Here is a 19,200-nt window from a genome sequence, read left to right as displayed (position 1 = left end):
AAGGTGAAACAGTGATTTCTAAATTAACCCGTATTCATGTACATCTTTTGTTTTGTCTATTAGCCGTCATCGGGGGAACGACATGGGCTTTTCAAAAGACTGGATTAAAGGATAGCTTGCCTCTATGGTCAGCAGGTATGAGGTTTTTAATTGCTAGTTTAATAATTGCCCTCTACCTCTTATTCACAAAAAAAATGGCCGTTTCAAAAGAAGTAGTAATCATTTCAGCATTAAACGGAATTTTGTACTTTGCTCTACCGTTTGGTTCTGTTTATTGGGCATCCGTCTATTTGCCAAGCGGGCTTGTTTCCGTTTTAGCTGCCAGCATTTCAGTATTTGCTCTTTTATTTAATCGCTTATTTAAAGGAACACCCGCTACAAAAGGGCAAAAGATAGGTGTAGTCATGTGCCTAATTGGTATGAGCGTTGTATTTGGAAATCAGCTGTTTATACAGGGAAATGTTACTCAAATAGTAGCCATGATTGTCATTTTAATGGCTATGCTAGGTTCTGCTTTTATAACTGTTCAAGTTCAATCTCGCATAAAATCCTTGCCTATTATGACCTTTAATTCTTTTTCGATGCTAAGTGGAGGCGCTTGTTTACTGATTGTTAGTTTATTTATAGAGAATGGAAACCGCACTTTCTCTGGGGTTAGTCTTATCTCATTATTGTACTTGGCTATTATAGGATCGGTCTTGGGGTTTTCTATTAATATTTATTTATTAAAAAAATGGCATATATCAAAAGCAACGGCGCATCTATTTATTTCACCGGTTATCGCCTTATATGTAGGATTTGTCTTTTTAGGTGAAACATTAAACAAACAGGTCTATATGGGTACAGCGTTTGTAATAACGGGGGTTATATTTATTAACTTGAAAAAGCAAATAGAGAAAAACACACATAACTCTACTCTTAAATCATCTAAAAATATTTCTGCTAAGTAGCTGTTCTAAAAAAAGGAGGGTTTTAATCATGTTAACAAAAAATCATACTCAAAGTTTAGTGGAGTTATTAAACGATAAAATAGTACCTACTCTATATGAGATAAGAAAATATCAGGGCCCAAATGGAGAGGTCAAAAGAAATTACGAAACAGCTAGAGAGCTCTTATTAAAAGTAGTTACTGAAACTGAAACAATATATAACTCTTTAAATTTACCTGAAGTGTGGAATGCATTAAAAAATGACGTATGTGATTGGATTGAAAGAGGACTCGATCAATCTCCTTATTTTGATCAAACGTTAATTGCTTATAGCCCGCCTGCAAACGGAGAGGTGACGTTCTTTTTAGGACCGATTGTAACGCCTAATGGCCCTACAAAAAGAGGGTTTTATTTAGAAGCCTTTATCGCCGTTCGTGATGAACCTGAAATCATGAACTCCATTGAAGCAGACCTTCCTCATCCTAAAAATGGATGTGAATCTTTAAAGCTGTTGGCTGGTACTCAAGGATTTATGGAAGGGAAGTGTATTGTATTTTTCCCTGAGAATGTAAAAACAAAAGAAAAGGTAACAAGTCAAAACTTCGCGATATTTTTCTTTAATAAATTTCACAGCATATACAATGATGATACATTAAAAAGAGCGTATTCTATCTTTCCTGATTTTAACTTTAAATCTCATACTATGAATAGAGAAGACACCTATCAGGCAAGGGTAATCTGGGGATATCTACATGATTATTACCATCACTGCGGAAATAAACCTTTTGACCAGCATATACAGGCAAAAATGAATTTTTTTGCAGGCATACTGGAAGAAGTTAAAGTAGACTGTCAGACGGTGCTGACTCTTCATAAAAGAAAATATCCTTTTTGGGAAGAGATAACAGAATTTGTTCTCTTTGAACGTCTATTAAGGTATCCTAGTCAGCATAATGCACCTCGAAACTTTGATTCTGGCACAGGATTTTTTCTTTTTAGCTGGTTAGTTGTAAATGGGCGTTCAATTTCCCGAAAAGAAGACCATGCTTATTTAGATTTAGACATGTGTTTGAAGGAACTAGACCTTTTAGTAAAAGAAATTGAACAACTTGAAACAATTCAAAGTGACTCTGGCTATAAAGAAAAAGCTGAACGCTATGTTCGAAAATACTTACTGCCTAGTGAGAACGGTGATAAATTTGTTATCCCGGACAATTACTTTATTAATCAGCAAAATAAAAAGATTGAAGTTCCATACTTACTATTCGATGACCATAATCTTTAAGGAGAAGGTGCACTAGTGACTGGTTTGCATTTAAGTAAAATAGGAAGCAAAATGACTAATAAAGTAGGCGTTCGCGCTATTATGCATGACATCCAAGAAGTGCTCAATTCTGGTCTCAATCAATATGTGAATTTAAGCGCTGGCAATCCTGCCATACTCCCTCAAGTTTATGAAATGTGGGAAGAAGCTTTAAGAGATATTGTGAACGACAAACAACTAAAGAATTTGATTAGCCAATATGGTTCTAGTTACGGTACGTATGAATTAATTGATTGCATAAGAGAATACTTCTTTAGGAATTATCGTATTGAGCTGGACAGAGAACAAGTCTTAATCACTTCAGGAAGTCAAAATCTGTTTTTTTTAGCTATAAATTCATTTTGTGGTACAAGTAAAGAAGGAAGAGTTAAAAAAGCATTAATACCTATGCTGCCAGATTACGCTGGGTACAGCGGAGTGGCACTAGAGGAAGCTATAATAGAAGGAATTCCTCCTATCGTCTCAAAGCTTGATCATCATACGTTTCGTTATGAATTTAACAAACAGGCATTCAAAGATAAAATAGCACAGGACCCAGATATCGGAGCTGTCGTATTATCAAGACCTAATAATCCAAGCGGCAACATTCTTTCAAAAGAAGCCGTACACTTTATATCCCAAGTATGCAAGGACTATAACATTCCATTGCTAATTGATTCAGCGTACGCACCTCCTTTTCCGGCTATGAACTTTGTTGAAATGAATCCAATTATACATGACAACATCATTCACTGCATGAGTCTTTCTAAAGCCGGATTGCCTGGAGAGAGAATAGGAATTGCTATAGGAAAAAGTGACTTCATAAAAGTAATGGAAGCATTTCAATCAAATATTTTGATTCACTCTTCTAGGTTAGGTCAGCGGATGGTGGTTAACACCTTAAAGAACGGAAAGTTACCTGGAATTTCAGCTAACTATATAAGAACTCATTATAAACAAAAACATGACTATTTAAAAAATCTTTTAACTACACGTATGCCGGATGATACTCCTTGGTATTTACATAAAGCGGAAGGTTCGTTGTTTGGTTGGCTTTGGTTAGAAGGTTTGCCTTTCAGTGATAACGATCTATACAATAAATTAAAAGCAGAAAACTTGATTGTAGTACCAGGCGGATCATTCTTTCACGGCAACCGGTCTTGTCCTCACAACCAGGAGTGCATTCGTATAAGTCTTACTGCTACAGATGAGGAGTTAAAGAAAGGAATTGATATTCTTTCGTCAGTAGTCAAGAAAGTATACAGTTCAGATTTTATATGTGAAACAGAAAAAATCTAATTTCTTAAAGATTTAGAAGTGCAACTAATACGTAATCATAAAAGGTCCAAGTTTATAAGTTAAAGATTGCTTAAAGAAGACAATGACATCCAATTTCTTTTGGAATTGGATAATTTTTTGCAATGAAAGACTCCTATATTTCTGCTAGCATATGAACCACGTCAAGAAATAGCAAGGAGGCTTTTATTTTTATGATGAAAAAACTAGTAATTGCTATCGCAATGCTTATCCCGAGTTTTGGTGCAGGTTACTCAGCATTTGCTGCAGCACCCGCTCATGAACAGCACATTCAAGTAAATAAAAATGATAAAGAACTATTAGCTCGTCTTGTATCAGCTGAAGCCAAAGGAGAGCCGTACGCAGGCAAAGTAGCCGTGGCAACAGTTGTATTAAATAGAGTCGACAGTAGCAAATTCCCTGACACTGTAAAAGGCGTTATTTATCAAAAAGGTCAGTACAGCCCAGTCAGCAACGGTCAAATTAATAAACCTGCAGACAAAGGTTCAAAAAAAGCTGTGGAAGAAGCCATTAACTTCCAAGGTCAAGGAAAAGGTTCATTATTCTTCTTTAATCCTGATAAAACGGGAGATCAATGGCTGCGCCAAAAACAAGAAACAATTAAAATAGGGCATCATGTATTTGCAAAATAATAAAAAAGCTAATGGCTAGCTACGTGCTGTCATTAGCTTTTTTAGTTATTAAAAATATGAGGTGATAACTTGAAAGAGAATATGATGTTTGCTTGGATAGCTTCATGGTTAGCTCTTGTTGGTCAGCTCATTTTTTTATGGGAGTAGCGCTTGTTACAGGGGATTGGCGCTACATGATGTGGAGTTTTATGATAAGCGTAATCGTAGGTATACCTAGTATAATGGGTACCTATAAACGAAATCAGCAGCTAAAAGCATACAAAAAATAAGGAATATCGTATTGAAACGCGTTATGAAAGACTTAGAGAAATCTTCTAAGTCTTTTTTTGTTTGGGTATAAAAAGACATGAACCGTACTCCGTTCTTCTAAAAAAAGTACTTTTTACATAGTTTATCAATACAGAACATTTGATAAACACGCGGAGGAGTAAACATGAAGGAGCAGCCTAATTTTTTGTTGATTATGGTGGACGAAGAACGATTTCCACCCGTATATGAAAGTAAAGAAGTAAAAAAGTGGCGAAAAAAACATTTAAAAGCACATGAATTTTTAAAACAGCATGGAATGGGGTTTACTCGTCACTACGTCGGTTCTACAGCCTGTTCACCGAGTCGAGCTACATTGTTTACAGGGCAGTACCCTTCCTTGCACGGAGTGACCCAAACGCAAGGTATCGCAAAGAAGTCACAAGATCCTGATATGTTTTGGCTGCAGCCTAATACCGTCCCAACGATGGGAGATTATTTTAAGCAGGCTGGGTATCAAACCTTTTATAAAGGAAAATGGCATATTTCTGATGAGAACATCTTAATTCCAGGAACACATAACGTTTTTTCTAGCTACCAGATGCAAACAGGAATACCGGATCCAGAAAAAGAGCGCCTCTATCAACGGGCTAATAAGCTTGAAAAGTTTGGTTTTTCAGGGTGGATTGGTCCAGAGCCGGAAGGGAAAAACCCGCACAATTCTGGTTCATCTGCGGCCATTGGAGTGAGTGGACGAGACGAAATATATGCAGAGGAAATCATGGAGCTTATTCAACGATTAGAATATCAAAAGACTGCGCAGCCTTGGCTCATGGTAGCTTCGTTTGTGAACCCGCATGACATTGCGCTGTTCGGAGCGATCACCAAACACCTTGCTATGTTTCAGTTTTCTATTGATGAGACAATTCCGAACATTGAGCCGCCACCTACTATTAGAGAATCTTTACAAACGAAGCCTAGCGCTCAAAGCAGCTATAAATACATCTACCCAAAAGCGCTGCAGCCGACGCCAAATTCTAGTTTCTACCGGCGCTTATATTATCAGCTTCAAAAAAATGTTGACAAACAAATTTTGAAAGTCCTTCAGACTATAGAACAATCTTCGTTCTATGACAATACCATTATTATTTTCACGTCGGATCACGGTGATTTGCTGGGGGCTCACGGAGGACTACATCAAAAATGGTACAACATGTATGAAGAGTCGATTCACGTGCCGCTTCTCATTCATAACAAGCATTTGTTTCCTAGTTATCAACGTACAGACGTACTGACTAGTCACGTTGACTTGATCCCGACAATGCTTAGCTTGGCTAATATCGATGCTTCCGCTGTTCAAAAGCAATTGCAAAAAAGTCATACGGAAGTACATCCATTTGTTGGGCGAGACCTCTCAGGAACGTTGAGAGGAGAAACATCGCTCTATCAAGAAAAAGCACCGATTTTCTTTATGACGGATGATGACCCGACAAAAGGACTTCACCAAACAAATTTTTTAGGAGAAAGCTATCCGTCAGTCGTTCAGCCTAATCACATTCAAGCGGTCATTGTCGAGTTTCAATCAGCCGCAGGAAAGGAAATCTGGAAATACGCTCGATACCATGATAATCCGCAATTTCGGTCAGCACCTAACGAAAAAGATGAAGTCATCCACCGAGAGCAATATGAAAGTTACCCTGTAGATCTTACTAACCTTAAAGAAACATCGGTTCCGGATCAAATTGAAATGTACAATTTGACCAAGGATCCGTTAGAAACAGTAAATTGGGCTTACCCGTATTTTTCAACAAATGAAACAAGGAAAATTCAGCGGCAGCTTGATGTTATTCTTAAAGAACAACTCAGGAAAAAACGGATTTTTCCGCAAAGTGGAAGCATGTACCAGGAGCTTCCGTCTAAAGATAGATAAAAAATAGTTTCGACGAGTTCAAGCCTAATATTGGTGTAAGTAGAAAAAGGTATATTTAATATTTTAGTATATAAATAAAAAAACTGATGATACTTGTGCTATGTTACTTATTCTGATTTGAGCAGTACTGGATTTTAATTCGTTAATAATACTTAGATAAAGCAAATAAGTGCTTGTAATATCTTTCTTTTTTGCCTTTATTTTTACACAATAAAGGTAAAAACAAAATAAAATGCAGGTGTTAATATTATAATAAAAAACTTTTTAAGCCCATATATTCCTAAGTAACTTTTCGGAAATTTAAGCATAAATTAATTCTATAATATTAAAAAATAAAAATTATTTCTTGACTTCTGTAAAATTTATACACTATAATCACTTTTAACAACTAACAAACATTATTTGGCAATGAAAAGGACATGAATTAGGTGCCGTTTTCTTCGCAGAGAATAGGGTCAGCGGCTGGGAGCCCTTAAGAAATCATCTAATTTACCACCTTAGAGCTATTGCAGGGAATGTGCATAACTGAAACTGCAATCGGTAAAACCGTTATCTTTTTTGAGCGTAAAATGCATACAGGTATTTTACGGAATTAGGGTGGTACCACGACCGCATTCGTCCCTTCACTAGGGATGAGTGCGGTTTTTTATGTAGAAAAAATGAATATACAAGCATTGAAAAGGACATGAATCATTTTTGGATTTTCTTTACAGAGAGTAGGGTCACTGGCTGAGAACCCTTAGAAAACGAAATGAATTTACCACCTTGGAGCTGCGGCGGGGAATGTGTATACACTGAAACTGCAACCGGTAAAACCGTTATCTTTTTAAGCGTAAAATACGTATAGGTATTTTACGGAATTAGGGTGGTACCACGACCGCATTCGTCCCTTCACTAGGGATGAGTGCGGTTTTTTATGTAGAAAAAATGAATATACAAGCATTGAAAAGGACATGAATCATTTTTGGATTTTCTTTACAGAGAGTAGGGTCACTGGCTGAGAACCCTTAGAAAACGAAATGAATTTACCACCTTGGAGCTGCGGCGGGGAATGTGTATACACTGAAACTGCAACCGGTAAAACCGTTATCTTTTTAAGCGTAAAATACGTATAGGTATTTTACGGAATTAGGGTGGTACCACGGCCGCATTCGTCCCTTTACTAGGGATGAGTGCGGTTTTTTTGTTGAATAAAAACATATTGGAGGAATGAACATGTCAAAACAAATGGAAGCAGAAAAACGAAATCATCAAAAATTAGGTCAAGAACTGGAGCTGTTTATGTCGATGGAAGAAGCTCCTGGTATGCCGTTTTTCTTACCTAACGGAATGATTGTTCGAAATGAGTTAGAAAACTACTGGAAACAAAAGCATTACAAAGCAGGCTATCAAGAGATAAAAACTCCCATCATGATGAAACAGGAGCTATGGGAACAATCAGGGCACTGGGAGCACTATCATGAAAATATGTATTTTTCAAATGTTGACAAACAAAACTATGCGATTAAACCGATGAATTGTCCGGGAGCCATTTTATTGTTTAACAGCAAGCGAAGAAGCTATCGAGAACTTCCGGTTCGATACGCAGAACTTGGATTGGTTCACCGCCACGAGCTTTCGGGCTCTTTAAACGGACTGCTAAGAGTCCGGTCATTCACACAGGACGATGCGCATTTATTCGTAGAACTTAATCAGATTGAAGTTGAGATTAGCCGCATTCTAGCGTTTATCCATGACTTTTATTCACATTTTGGCTTTGATTACAAAGTGGAGCTATCCACACGTCCTGAAAAATTTATGGGAGATATTGAAACATGGAATCAAGCAGAAAAGTCGCTTCAATCGGTGCTAAATGAAAAAGGCTTAGACTATCAGGTAAATGAAGGAGACGGAGCTTTTTACGGGCCGAAAATCGATTTTCATATTTTAGATTCCCTAGGCCGCAGCTGGCAGTGTGGAACAGTTCAGCTTGATTTCTTAATGCCAGAGAAGTTTGACTGTATGTATATTGGAGAAGACAATAAACCGCACCGTCCCGTAATGATTCACCGCGCTATATACGGTTCCGTTGAACGATTTATGGCCATCTTGATTGAACATTATGAAGGTCAATTTCCTCTTTGGCTGGCTCCTGTTCAATTTAAGCTTTTGCCTATTGCACCGCCGCATGTGGAATATGCATACAAGGTGAAACACGAGCTGGAGTCACAAGGGTATCGTGTTGAAGTGGATGATCGTATTGAAAAAATAGGTTTGAAAATTAGAGAAGCCGAAATGCTCAAAGTTCCTTATATGGCCGTAATAGGAGATAAAGAAGTAGAAAATAAATCGCTTGCTATGCGAAAGCACGGGAAGAAAAACATTGGAACAGTAAGTGTTGAAGAGGCAGCTGTACACTTGAATAAAGAAAAAAATTCAAACGGAGTTTATTGAAGCCATTTACCTTGCTAAATAGAAAAATCCGATTTTTTAAGTCGGATAGTGATTCCCTTCATCTTGTCTTACACCAAAATGAAGGGAATATTGAACTAGAAGGGTATAAGATAATATATATCAGCAGTATAACTTTTGCCTTAGACAAACGCCGGTATTTTATGAAAAAAATTATCTTGTTCCATTCGAATCGTTTGTACGGGGGAAAGCTGAATCTTCATTTGACAATTTGTTCATAGGTTGCTGACCTCGCTTCTTTTTAGAAGGAGAATAAAAAAGAAATTTAAACATAAAGTACACTCCTAATGCTAGTAAAATACAGCCAATAAGTAAGTTAAGCATCTCTCTCCGCCCTTCATACGCTTCAGTTTTCATCATTATAACACCCGTTGAGGTAAAACATTCATCGTTCTGTAAATAATCCCTATGTCAGGAATTTATATTTGAAGATAGGTAGCGAAAAAAACTATCTGGAAATGAATCTATTTATTTTTTAGAATATTAATTTTATTCAAACTTATTATACATAATCACAACGATGATTTCTTTATTTAGTTGATAAAGACAAAATAGAGAGAGATTAAGAAATCGCTTACAAAAACTCTTGAAATATATATAATGATATTAGTATACTAATAGACAAGTTAGTAATTATTTCTATATAATTACTTCTGTATCTGAAGTAAAAACGCGTAGTCAAATAGGAAAAGACGTCATTTTTAAGTTTTTTAATGGATGAGTGGCAACAGAGAGGAGAGAGTGCAATGGGAAAACTATTTAAAAAGAAGTCAATCGAGCAATTATTAGAACAAAGTCAAAACAAATCTCTAGTCAAAACATTAGGGGCATTCGATTTGACTCTTCTTGGTATTGGAGCCGTAATAGGAACAGGGGTTTTAGTTTTAACAGGCTTAGTAGCTGCTAACGATGCGGGGCCAGCCGTTATTTTTTCTTTTATACTGGCTTCTATTGTATGCGGTTTTGCAGCGCTGTGCTATGCGGAATTTGCTTCAACTATACCTGTATCTGGGAGCGTTTACACCTATACATATGCAACCATCGGCGAAGTGGTAGCACACTTAATGGGATGGACATTGCTTTCCGTCTATTTATTAACGATGTCAGCAGTAGCAAATGGATGGTCTTCTTATTTTAATAATTTTTTAGAAGGCTTTGGTTTTTCACTCCCAAAAGAATTGATTACGATCCCTGCAAACGGAGGCCTGGTGAACCTTCCTGCTATTTGTATTACCCTTCTTATTACATGGCTGCTTTCAAGGGGAACTAAAGAAAGTAAAAAAGTGAATAATTTCATGGTGCTTGTTAAATTATTTATTATCCTTCTCTTTATTGTTGTAGGAGCTTTTTATGTGAAGCCATCTAATTGGACTCCTTTTATGCCTTATGGAATTGAAGGTGTTGTGACAGGGGGAGCGGCCGTATTTTTTGCTTTCTTGGGTTTTGATGCTTTATCTACATCAGCAGAAGAAGTAAAGAACCCGCAGCGCAATTTGCCAATTGGAATCATTAGCTCACTCGTGATCTGCACAATTATTTATGTAGCAGTATGCCTTGTTATGACTGGAGTTGTTTCGTACAAAGAACTGAACGTTCCAGAAGCAATGGCTTATGTTCTTCATTCAGTAGGACAAAATGCAGTGGCAGGAGTTATTGCTGCAGGAGCTGTCATTGGAATCATGGCTGTTATTTTCGCCTACATTTATGCAGCAACACGAATTTTATTCTCAATGAGCCGCGACGGCTTGCTACCAAAAGCATTTGCTAAAACAAATGAGAAAACGGGAGTTCCGACTCTCTCCACTTGGCTAGTAGGAATTATCGGAGCGTTAATTTCAGGATTTATCGATTTAAAAGAACTTGCGAATTTAGCAAATATCGGAGCACTTTTAACTTTCGGTATGGTGGGCGTCAGCATTATCATCTTACGCAAAACGCACCCAACTTTAAAACGTGGATTTACAATGCCGTTTGTCCCGGTTTTACCAATTTTATCTGTATTATCTTGTTTATTTTTAATGATTAATCTTCCTAAAACAACATGGCTATATTTTAGCATATGGATTGTGCTTGGTATATTTGTGTATATAGGTTATTCTCGTAAACACAGTCGATTAACAAGTAAAGAAATGAAAAAAGCGAGTTAGAAGCAAAAAAAAGAGCCTTTCATCCAAGAAAGGCTCTTTTTTTTGCTTTTTGTTCAGTTGTTAGACAGTTAGGACGATTGTTCACTATGTTTTTTGCGTGTTTCCACAATAAACAGACAAGTGCTAATAACAAAAGCCGTTCCTACAAAAATAGCGCCAACCCAAGGAAGTGAAGTAAGTCCCATATGGTTAATAATTACGCCTCCGAAAAAGGCGCCAAAAGCATTTCCCAAGTTAGCAAATGAGTGATTCGAAGTAGAAGCTAAAGCAGGTGCTTCCTGTGCTAAGTTCATAATTTTCACTTGAATACCAGGCATTACAGCAAAAGCTGCTGCTCCCCAGAAAAACAGCGTGATAATAGCTGCTGCTGGGCTTTTAACAGTAAACGTAAAAATAGTCAGCACAATACAAAGAAAAGCAAATATACCTACAACCGAAGGCATTAGCTTCCAGTCTGCAAGCTTGCCTCCAACAACGTTTCCAAGCGTAACACCACATCCGTATAATACAAGTATCCACGTAACGCTGTGTTCACTTACTCCCGTAACGTCTTCAAGAAGCGGTGTAATGTACGTAAACACAGTAAATAAACTACCGCATCCTATTGCGCTTAAAAGAAGCATTACAAGAAGTTTTGGTTGGGTAAAAGCAGCAAACTGCTGTTTTAGACCTGTTAATTTGTCTTGACCAAGCTTTGGGATAAACAGAATAATACCGATAAATGCAATAATCCCCATAATCGTGATAGCTCCAAACGAAGCTCTCCAACCTAAGTGTTGACCAATAAATGTTCCTACAGGAACGCCGATGATATTTGCAATAGTTAAACCTGCCATCATCGTTGCGACAGCACTTGCTCGCTTATGCGGTTGTACGAGCCGTGAAGCAATAACAGCGCCTACTCCAAAGAACGTACCGTGACATAATGCCGTAACTAAACGAGCTCCCATTAAAATTCCATAGTTGGGTGCAATAATAGCAATTGCATTTCCGAGAATAAATAAAAGCATGAGTAAACAAAGCAGAAGCTTTTGAGGAAGTCGATGAGTAAAAATAGTTAAAATTGGCGCGCCGATTGCTACTCCTAAAGCATAGCCTGTAATGAGCTGACCAGCAGTCGAAATGCTAACATGAAGATCTTCTGCAACGTTAGGCAGTATCCCCATAATAACAAATTCTGTCATTCCGATAGCAAAAGCTCCAAGAGTTAACGAGATGAGAGCAATTGGAAAGGAATCTTTCTTACTGACCTGCTCATTAGCATGCATTGTATCCATGTGTGTTCACCCTTTCTGTGTATAAAATTTATATCTCCTTGAAAAGAAGTCAATTACTAATAATACTTAAGTGATTGAGCTTTGACAACCAAAAAAGCTGATGTAAGCGGTATCTTTTCGAATTCCATTTATCTTTATCATATATGAAGACAGTCAGACATAAATTTATTGACAGAATAAAGTTTAGTCCTATAAACTATTTTTAAAGTGGGATAGTTTATACCTATAAACTAAATGCGCAAAGGAGAGAAAGAAGTGACGAAAAGCAAGTTATATCAAGCTGTAGAACTTTTTGAAGAAGTGCTGTTTGTAGGAACAGAAGTCATTCACAGAGAGATAAGCCATAACCTCTTCGAACATGTCTCTAGGCAGCAGTTTGATTTGTTAAATAGTTTAATGATTAAAGGTCCGTCTTCACCTGGCAGTCTTGCAGTCTTGCAAGGTGTTCATAAAAGTGCCATTTCGAATCGAATCAAAAAACTGCTCGAAAAAGGGCTTGTGGAGTGGGACACTAATGAACTAGAGAGCGATAAACGTTCTAAGCTTATTAGGATTACGGCTGAAGGCGAAAAGGTAATAAATGACGGAAATGCCGCGTGTTTTAGTATCATTGAGAATTTGTTTGATGATGTAGAAGAAGAAAAAATAGATACATTTATTGAAATTCTTACGATGGCAAAAGAAAAGTTAACTACAAAAGGGGAAAGCAAAGAATGAAATTTATTGTGAAATTTAAATGGGTGATTGCGGCCTTCATTTTAGCTTTAACAGTTATATTGATGCTAACGGCACCAAATTTAACAAAGCTCGCAAGTGAAAAAGGACAGTCTCAGCTTCCTGATGATGCCGTTTCATCTAGAGCCAGCCAAATTCTCAAAAATGCCGGGGAAGACAGTAACACCATCAGCATGGTGATCAAGCTAGATAACGCATTAGATAAAGATAGTGAGAAACAAATACAGAAAATCATTGATAAGACAGAGAAAATTAAAGGTATAAAAGATGTTACAACGCCTTTAACAGATGATCAAGATGTTCGTAATCAATTAATGTCTAAAGACAAAAAAACCGTTTTAGTTCCGGTTACTGTCAGTGGATCGGATGAAAAAGTTGAAAAAATAGCGAATCAGATTTATGATAGCGTGCCAAAAGACACTACGGTATATGTAACAGGTGCATCTCTTATTAATCAGGATTTTGCACACAGTTCAGAAGAAGGGTTAAAGAAAACCGAGTTTATTACTATCTTCTTGATTTTAGGTTTGCTTCTACTCGTTTTCCGTTCAGTCGTGACGCCGTTTATTCCTATTTTAATTGTGGGAATCACATACTTAATCAGTCAATCGTTACTAGGTATTTTAGTTAAAAATGTCGATTTTCCAATCTCAACGTTCACGCAAACGTTCTTAGTAGCTATTTTGTTTGGAATAGGTACGGATTACTGCATTCTTTTACTTAACCGTTTCCGTGAAGAATTGGCTAACGGACATGATAAAGTAGAAGCCACGATCACGGCTTACCGTACAGCAGGAAGAACGCTATTTATCAGCGGAATTGCCGTATTTATTGGTTTTGCAGCCATCGGATTTGCCAAGTTTGCTATTTTCCAATCGGCCGTTGGCGTAGCAGTGGGAGTTGGTGTGCTGCTAGTGATTTTATTTACTCTGCTGCCACTTTTTATGGTTACGCTTGGAGAAAAATTATTTTGGCCGTCTAAAAAAGTGGCTTCTCATAGCGATAATAAGCTGTGGGGATTTTTAGGAAGAAAGGCAGTAGCGCGACCGTTCGTATTTTTAGTCATTACAGCGATTATTACCGTGCCTTTTATTGTAACGTATGACTCAAAAGTATCGTTTGATTCTACTGCTGAAATAAGCAGTGATTATAAATCTATAAAAGGACTAAATGCTATCAGTGACGCACTGGGAGAAGGAAAAGCATTTCCTGTCAATGTTATCATTAAAGGAGATAAAGAGTTAACAAAGGCGGATGTTATTCCGTATTTAGGAAATATAAGCAAAGCAATTGAAAAAGTGGATCACGTGGATTCTGTTATGACAATCACACAGCCTACCGGAGAAAAGATTGATGATTTATATGTTAATTCACAGCTGGGCTCTGTATCAGACGGAATCAAAGATGCTGTTAAAGGAATCGGAGATGTACAAAAAGGATTAAGTGATATTGAAAAAGGGCTAAATCAAATAGCTGACCAAACGGGTTCTGCTTCTAAAGAATCTGGCGGGTCACTTGCACCTGCCGCAGACGGATTAGCTCAAGTTAATCAACAGCTGCAGCTTGTCAGCACTCAGCTCTCTACAACAGGAAATGTGCAGCAAGCGGTTCCTCAGCTTGCAGCAATCAGCAAACAGCTTACTACCATTCAAACCGGTCTTCAACAAGCAAATGAGAATCTTTCAGCTCAGCAAGGTCAAGTTGGAACGTTATCAGACAGTATCAACCAGTTAGCAAAAGGCGTTAACAGTGCGAATGACGGACTGACGAAGATCTCAGATGGCTTAACAAAAGCAACAGGTATGCTTGATAACATGAGTGACAGCTCAACAGTTAGAGATACGGGTATTTATCTTCCAACAGAAGTGATGAAAGATAAAGGGTTTAAACAATCCATCGACAACTATTCTTTTGCAGATGGAAAAGGAGTTAAGCTCAGCGTAGTGCTTGATCAAAATCCATATTCTGAAGAAGCCATTTCAACCGTAAAAAATATTGAAAAAGCGGTGGCAAGCGAAGTCGTTGATACGCCGTTTGAGCATACAGAAATTGTGTACGGAGGCGTATCGAGCTCGAATGCAGATTTAAAAGATTTATCCACAACGGATCTTTCACGCACAATGGTTGTTATGATGATTGGACTGTTTATTGTGCTGACCATTTTATTCCGTTCAATGATCATGCCTGTATACATGATTGCTTCACTGTTGCTTACGTATTATACAGCAATGGGAATCTCAGAGCTTCTATTCGTTGATATAATGGGGAATGACGGAATCAGCTGGGCCGTGCCATTCTTTAGTTTTGTTATTTTAGTTGCTCTTGGAATTGACTATTCTATTTTCTTGTTAGACCGTTTTAACGAAGAAGTGAAAAGCGGCGTAGCAGAAGGCATGGTTACGTCTATGAGTAAGATGGGTTCGGTTATTATTACTGCCGCTATTATCCTAGCCGGAACGTTTGGGGCTATGATGCCATCAGGTGTATTAACGCTTGTTCATGTAGCAACAGTTGTTATCATCGGTCTTTTACTTTATGGTCTTGTTATTCTTCCGCTTCTTATGCCAGCGATTGTCGTGACGCTTGGAGAAGGAAACTGGTGGCCGTTTCTTCGAAAAAAAGAAAAATACAAAGTAGAAGAATAACTTATATATGCTGGATTTTATCACCAATCAGATATAACGTTAAGCATTAGATAGAGTAAAAATGAAGGATAGATGAGCGTCATGAGACTGCTTTATCTATCCTTTTTTTGTGCTATTAGAAAACTTGAGCATGATTAAAAGTAAACTTAAGAAGGCGCTGTGATAAATATACCGGGTCGAATAAAAGGCTTCCTACTAGGAAAACCTATAGTCAAAAACATGCGGAGGTCTTTTTAATGAAATTTGTAAATCTTTTAGCTAATCAGCGAGAAAAACGACGCGAACAAATGCGTGAAGCAGGCACATGTCCAGACTGCTTAGGAAAACGTTTTCACCATGTTGGGCTTTATTTTGTGCACGTTTATGAATGTCCGAGCTGTCAGGGGAATGAGGAAAACTAAATAATTCAGCCGAAAAGCTTCTTCATAAAATAGAAGCTTTTTTTATTTCACCACTATTACAAGCTCAGTAGGTTGAAAAGAATTGTTCCTTTAGAGCTAATAATGATAAGATTAAAAAAAGCAGCATCCAAGGTAATTCATACTCACTTTTACGTAAAAACCACTATAGTAGAGAGACTATATAAAAAGGAGATTCCGGCATGGGTGAAAAAAAGAATATTGATATAGGTGGTCTTAGTTTTGCTTGGGATTTAGAAAAAGGAAAATTTAGCTTTGAAGGAGAAGATGCGATTCTTTTTTGGATTTCTTCGGCGATGAAAACATTGTTTGACACAATCGAAGAAATATCTGGAGAAGAGGCAGCTTCGGTAGTACTGGAAACTACTGGTTTTCGACAAGGATTAGTAGTAGGAGAGTACTTTCAAAACATGAAGGGCGTAACGGTTTTTGAAGCGGCTGAGTTAATTACAAATACATACGCTTCGGCTGGATGGGGAAAAACTACTATAAAATATTTAGATCCTGAAAGTAAAACTCTATCTGCTGAATTAAAAGACAGTTGGGAACATAAAATTAACGTGGCCCAAAAGAAAACAAAGGGAGGAAATTTTCTTCCGGCCCATTACGCAGGGATTTTCACAGGACTATTCGGAACAAACATTTGGTACAAGGTGATTCAACATCAAATAGAAGGGCATGAATGCACCACAGTAGAATACTTCCCTTCCAACATTGATATCACTCAAAATATTCATCAATTAGCGAGAAGAAAAGAAGCGCAGAAAATAGAACATTTGCAAAACATTGTAGCAGAAAAAACAGCAGAGTTAAAAGATCTTATTAAAAAGCTTTCTTCTCCTATTATTCCGGTTTTGGAAGGCATAGTCGTCGTTCCTTTGATTGGCAAGTACGACGAGGATCGAACGGAAGATTTGATTGTCAATACATTAAATAACCTCCCAAAACATCAGGCTAATTATCTTGTGCTGGATTTAACCGGATTGGATAAAGAACTTACTGAATATACGGCAAGTCTTATTGAAAAATTAGGTGCAGCAGCGTCCCTGATTGGTACGAAAACAATTTTAGTAGGAATTTCTGCTGACTTAGGCTTAGTTATATCAAAGACTCATATTGATTTATCAAAATATGATTGTTTTCAAACATTGCAGCACGGTATTCACTATGCATTGGCACAAAGCGGACGAAGCATCGTTTAAAAGATATATTTGAAATATAACAAAATGCACTCATTCAACATCATAACAAATTTCTTTATCAAAGAACGGAGATGTATTGAAGGATTTCATTTTTCGAAAGAAAAATTGACATGAAACCAAAAGGTGTTATATTATTTTTATATAAAACCTTTTGGTGTTATTTTTGGAAAAGGAGAATGAAGACAACGATGAATGATAAAAGTGTAGTAGAAGATGTAAAACAGACGATAATATTTAACGCGCCGATTCAAAAAGTTTGGGATAAAGTAGCAACCGCAGAAGGGCTCCAACAATGGTTCATGCCTAATGATTTTCAGCCTCAGGTAGGATATGAATTTCATTTGCAATCGCCTTTTGGACCATCTCCGTGTAAAGTATTAGAAATAGATGCACCAAACTATCTTTCTTTCTCTTGGGATACAGATGGATGGGTCGTTTCGTTTACCTTAAAAGAAATGGGTAATCAAACTGAATTTACGCTTATTCATAGCGGCTGGAAAGAAGCTGAAACACTTCTTGAAAAAGCAAACGAAAAGAGTTCAGTGGTACGAGATAGAATGAGCTACGGGTGGACTAGTCTCGTGAATGAAAAACTTCGAAAGGTTGTTGAAAACTAAATGACTTCATCAGCTGCCAAGCATGATATCTTTCAAGCCATTGCTGATCCTACTCGAAGAAAAGTACTTGAGCTGCTTTCTGAAAAAGAATTGCCTATTTCAGAAATAACGTCCCATTTTTCAATAAGCCGTACCGCTGTTGTCAAGCATCTTCATATACTTTCAGAAGCAGACCTAGTCCATGGACAAAAAAAAGGCAGAGAAAAAGTGTATCATCTTCAGCCAGAGCCTTTGAAAGAGATAAAAGATTGGCTTTCTTACTACGAACAATTTTGGACAAACAAATTATCTATTCTTCAGCATGTTGTTGAAAGAGACGAAGAAAGAAAGCAATAGAAAAAGCATAAAAACGTTTTTTATAAGGAATATAGCAAAGCCAGTCGTTAAAAAGACTGGCTGTTTTACATAAAAGCTGGTTTTATTCTAGAAGGACAAATAAAAGAAAGATGCAGAACACCATAGGGCATTTCTTAAAATAAAAAGATAGACCTTTAGAAGAAAAAAAGGGGGAAACAGAGCAATGAACAAGCTTTTATTTTATGGGACGAGCGATGCTCAAGGAGTGCCTCGATTATTATGTGACTGTAAAGTATGCACGCAAAAAGATCCATTAAATCAGCGCACAAGACCTAGTGCACAGTTCACACTGGACGGTAACGTGTGTTTGATTGATGTATCACCTGATTTTAAACATCAATTTCATTTATACAATAACAAAAAAATCCCTTCTACCGTGTTTATTACTCATCCTCACAATGATCATGTTGCTGGTTTAGGGGATTTAGCCGACTTATGCTACTGGAATAATGTAAGTACAGAAGTCGTAGGAGCGCCTGAAGTCATCAATGAGTTAATCAAAAGATTTCCTTATCTCGCAAAAAGAAAAGGGCTTACCTTTAATGGCACGTTAAAGTGGGAAAGCGAAGAAACGGCCATTACGTTTCATAAAGTAAATCACGGATTTAACGGTTATTCCTACGGCATTGTGGTTCATCAAAAACAAGGCGAACGCTGGGCGTATGTATCCGATTCTTTTAATGTGACAAATGAACAGTGGAAGCCTTTTTACCACTTAGATTTACTGATATTCGGTACATCTTTCTGGAAAGAATATCTTCAAAAAGAAAAAAGATCCGTATATGATGTGACAGAGGCAATGGAGATTAAAGTGAAGCTACAGGCAAAAAACATGGTGTTTACTCATTTATCACATGATATCGATATCAGAAAGCACGCTGAGATGCTTTTAGATAAAAACGTAAGCTTTGCCTATGACGGACGCGAGATTTCATTACCTTATTTGTGTTGAGATTAGTTAATATTATATAGAATAATAATTTCAAACTAGGA

16 protein-coding genes and 2 other annotated features are annotated in these 19,200 nt (G+C 37.3%); of the genes, 14 read left to right on the top strand and 2 right to left on the bottom strand.

Features of this window, described 5'->3' with window-relative positions; translation table 11 throughout:
• The first annotated feature begins 11 nt into the window (after window positions 1-11).
• From SCI76_RS02060 to thrS, 6 genes are all read left to right on the top strand, one after another.
• Complete coding sequence (locus tag SCI76_RS02060; RefSeq protein ID WP_048020884.1) at window positions 12-950, top strand: DMT family transporter; 939 nt, start codon at window positions 12-14, stop codon at window positions 948-950.
• Between the two features lie 28 nt (window positions 951-978).
• Window positions 979-2,214: a DUF6421 family protein gene (locus SCI76_RS02055; protein WP_168760775.1), complete on the top strand. Its 1,236-nt coding sequence runs from the start codon at window positions 979-981 to the stop codon at window positions 2,212-2,214.
• Window positions 2,215-2,229: 15 nt separating this feature from the next.
• Entirely contained in the window at window positions 2,230-3,531 is a 1,302-nt protein-coding gene (locus SCI76_RS02050; protein ID WP_275211126.1) for a valine--pyruvate transaminase, read from the top strand.
• Between the two features lie 191 nt (window positions 3,532-3,722).
• Window positions 3,723-4,181: a cell wall hydrolase gene (locus tag SCI76_RS02045; protein WP_033579000.1), complete on the top strand. Its 459-nt coding sequence runs from the start codon at window positions 3,723-3,725 to the stop codon at window positions 4,179-4,181.
• A 433-nt stretch (window positions 4,182-4,614) separates the two neighbouring features.
• Window positions 4,615-6,357, top strand: coding sequence for a sulfatase-like hydrolase/transferase (locus tag SCI76_RS02040; protein ID WP_407545000.1), 1,743 nt, complete (start codon window positions 4,615-4,617; stop codon window positions 6,355-6,357).
• Window positions 6,358-7,022: 665 nt separating this feature from the next.
• Window positions 7,023-7,251: a binding site (T-box leader), on the top strand.
• Window positions 7,252-7,290: 39 nt separating this feature from the next.
• Window positions 7,291-7,519: a binding site (T-box leader), on the top strand.
• A 53-nt stretch (window positions 7,520-7,572) separates the two neighbouring features.
• Window positions 7,573-8,790: a threonine--tRNA ligase gene (thrS, locus tag SCI76_RS02035; RefSeq protein ID WP_328180149.1), complete on the top strand. Its 1,218-nt coding sequence runs from the start codon at window positions 7,573-7,575 to the stop codon at window positions 8,788-8,790.
• Between the two features lie 171 nt (window positions 8,791-8,961).
• Here thrS and SCI76_RS02030 read toward each other — a convergent pair whose 3' ends face one another.
• Window positions 8,962-9,168 (bottom strand): hypothetical protein, encoded by a 207-nt coding sequence (locus SCI76_RS02030; RefSeq protein ID WP_063247985.1) that lies wholly within the window; start codon window positions 9,166-9,168, stop codon window positions 8,962-8,964.
• Between the two features lie 386 nt (window positions 9,169-9,554).
• Here SCI76_RS02030 and SCI76_RS02025 point away from each other — a divergent pair, with 386 nt between their 5' ends.
• Window positions 9,555-10,955 carry an amino acid permease gene (locus SCI76_RS02025; RefSeq protein ID WP_168760780.1) on the top strand — a complete coding sequence of 467 codons (1,401 nt, stop codon included), beginning with the start codon at window positions 9,555-9,557 and terminating at the stop codon, window positions 10,953-10,955.
• A 68-nt stretch (window positions 10,956-11,023) separates the two neighbouring features.
• Here SCI76_RS02025 and SCI76_RS02020 read toward each other — a convergent pair whose 3' ends face one another.
• Window positions 11,024-12,232 carry an MFS transporter gene (locus SCI76_RS02020; RefSeq protein ID WP_168760781.1) on the bottom strand — a complete coding sequence of 403 codons (1,209 nt, stop codon included), beginning with the start codon at window positions 12,230-12,232 and terminating at the stop codon, window positions 11,024-11,026.
• A gap of 255 nt (window positions 12,233-12,487) precedes the next feature.
• On the opposite strand from SCI76_RS02020, the gene SCI76_RS02015 reads away from it, so the two are divergent.
• The 7 genes from SCI76_RS02015 (at window position 12,488) to SCI76_RS01985 (ending at window position 19,159) form a co-directional block, all read left to right on the top strand.
• Window positions 12,488-12,949 carry a MarR family winged helix-turn-helix transcriptional regulator gene (locus SCI76_RS02015; protein ID WP_048020875.1) on the top strand — a complete coding sequence of 154 codons (462 nt, stop codon included), beginning with the start codon at window positions 12,488-12,490 and terminating at the stop codon, window positions 12,947-12,949.
• Complete coding sequence (locus SCI76_RS02010; protein ID WP_063247984.1) at window positions 12,946-15,612, top strand: MMPL family transporter; 2,667 nt, start codon at window positions 12,946-12,948, stop codon at window positions 15,610-15,612. The genes SCI76_RS02015 and SCI76_RS02010 overlap by 4 nt, the downstream gene beginning before the upstream one ends.
• Before the next feature lie 236 nt (window positions 15,613-15,848).
• Window positions 15,849-16,013, top strand: coding sequence for a hypothetical protein (locus SCI76_RS02005; protein WP_165573448.1), 165 nt, complete (start codon window positions 15,849-15,851; stop codon window positions 16,011-16,013).
• A 200-nt stretch (window positions 16,014-16,213) separates the two neighbouring features.
• Complete coding sequence (locus SCI76_RS02000; protein ID WP_034266230.1) at window positions 16,214-17,233, top strand: STAS domain-containing protein; 1,020 nt, start codon at window positions 16,214-16,216, stop codon at window positions 17,231-17,233.
• 188 nt (window positions 17,234-17,421) lie between these two features.
• Window positions 17,422-17,850 (top strand): SRPBCC domain-containing protein, encoded by a 429-nt coding sequence (locus tag SCI76_RS01995; protein WP_063247983.1) that lies wholly within the window; start codon window positions 17,422-17,424, stop codon window positions 17,848-17,850.
• Window positions 17,851-18,186 carry an ArsR/SmtB family transcription factor gene (locus SCI76_RS01990; protein ID WP_407544995.1) on the top strand — a complete coding sequence of 112 codons (336 nt, stop codon included), beginning with the start codon at window positions 17,851-17,853 and terminating at the stop codon, window positions 18,184-18,186.
• Between the two features lie 184 nt (window positions 18,187-18,370).
• Window positions 18,371-19,159, top strand: coding sequence for an MBL fold metallo-hydrolase (locus tag SCI76_RS01985; protein WP_048020870.1), 789 nt, complete (start codon window positions 18,371-18,373; stop codon window positions 19,157-19,159).
• Window positions 19,160-19,200: the final 41 nt, after the last annotated feature.

The organism is Priestia sp. HNGD-A6, from assembly GCF_045784335.1.
GTDB classification, from domain to species: domain Bacteria; phylum Bacillota; class Bacilli; order Bacillales; family Bacillaceae_H; genus Priestia; species Priestia zanthoxyli.
Note: the sequence above shows the minus strand (reverse complement) of the source record. Positions and strands in the feature narration are given on the sequence as shown.

Coding starts and splice junctions, on each gene's coding strand:
- SCI76_RS02055 (WP_168760775.1), top strand. CDS start 979: ATGTTAACAAAAAATCATACTCAAAGTTTAGTGGAGTTATTAAACGAT.
- SCI76_RS02045 (WP_033579000.1), top strand. CDS start 3,723: ATGATGAAAAAACTAGTAATTGCTATCGCAATGCTTATCCCGAGTTTT.
- SCI76_RS02040 (WP_407545000.1), top strand. CDS start 4,615: ATGAAGGAGCAGCCTAATTTTTTGTTGATTATGGTGGACGAAGAACGA.
- thrS (WP_328180149.1), top strand. CDS start 7,573: ATGTCAAAACAAATGGAAGCAGAAAAACGAAATCATCAAAAATTAGGT.
- SCI76_RS02030 (WP_063247985.1), bottom strand. CDS start 9,168: ATGATGAAAACTGAAGCGTATGAAGGGCGGAGAGAGATGCTTAACTTA.
- SCI76_RS02025 (WP_168760780.1), top strand. CDS start 9,555: ATGGGAAAACTATTTAAAAAGAAGTCAATCGAGCAATTATTAGAACAA.
- SCI76_RS02020 (WP_168760781.1), bottom strand. CDS start 12,232: ATGGATACAATGCATGCTAATGAGCAGGTCAGTAAGAAAGATTCCTTT.
- SCI76_RS02010 (WP_063247984.1), top strand. CDS start 12,946: ATGAAATTTATTGTGAAATTTAAATGGGTGATTGCGGCCTTCATTTTA.
- SCI76_RS02005 (WP_165573448.1), top strand. CDS start 15,849: ATGAAATTTGTAAATCTTTTAGCTAATCAGCGAGAAAAACGACGCGAA.
- SCI76_RS02000 (WP_034266230.1), top strand. CDS start 16,214: ATGGGTGAAAAAAAGAATATTGATATAGGTGGTCTTAGTTTTGCTTGG.
- SCI76_RS01995 (WP_063247983.1), top strand. CDS start 17,422: ATGAATGATAAAAGTGTAGTAGAAGATGTAAAACAGACGATAATATTT.
- SCI76_RS01990 (WP_407544995.1), top strand. CDS start 17,851: ATGACTTCATCAGCTGCCAAGCATGATATCTTTCAAGCCATTGCTGAT.
- SCI76_RS01985 (WP_048020870.1), top strand. CDS start 18,371: ATGAACAAGCTTTTATTTTATGGGACGAGCGATGCTCAAGGAGTGCCT.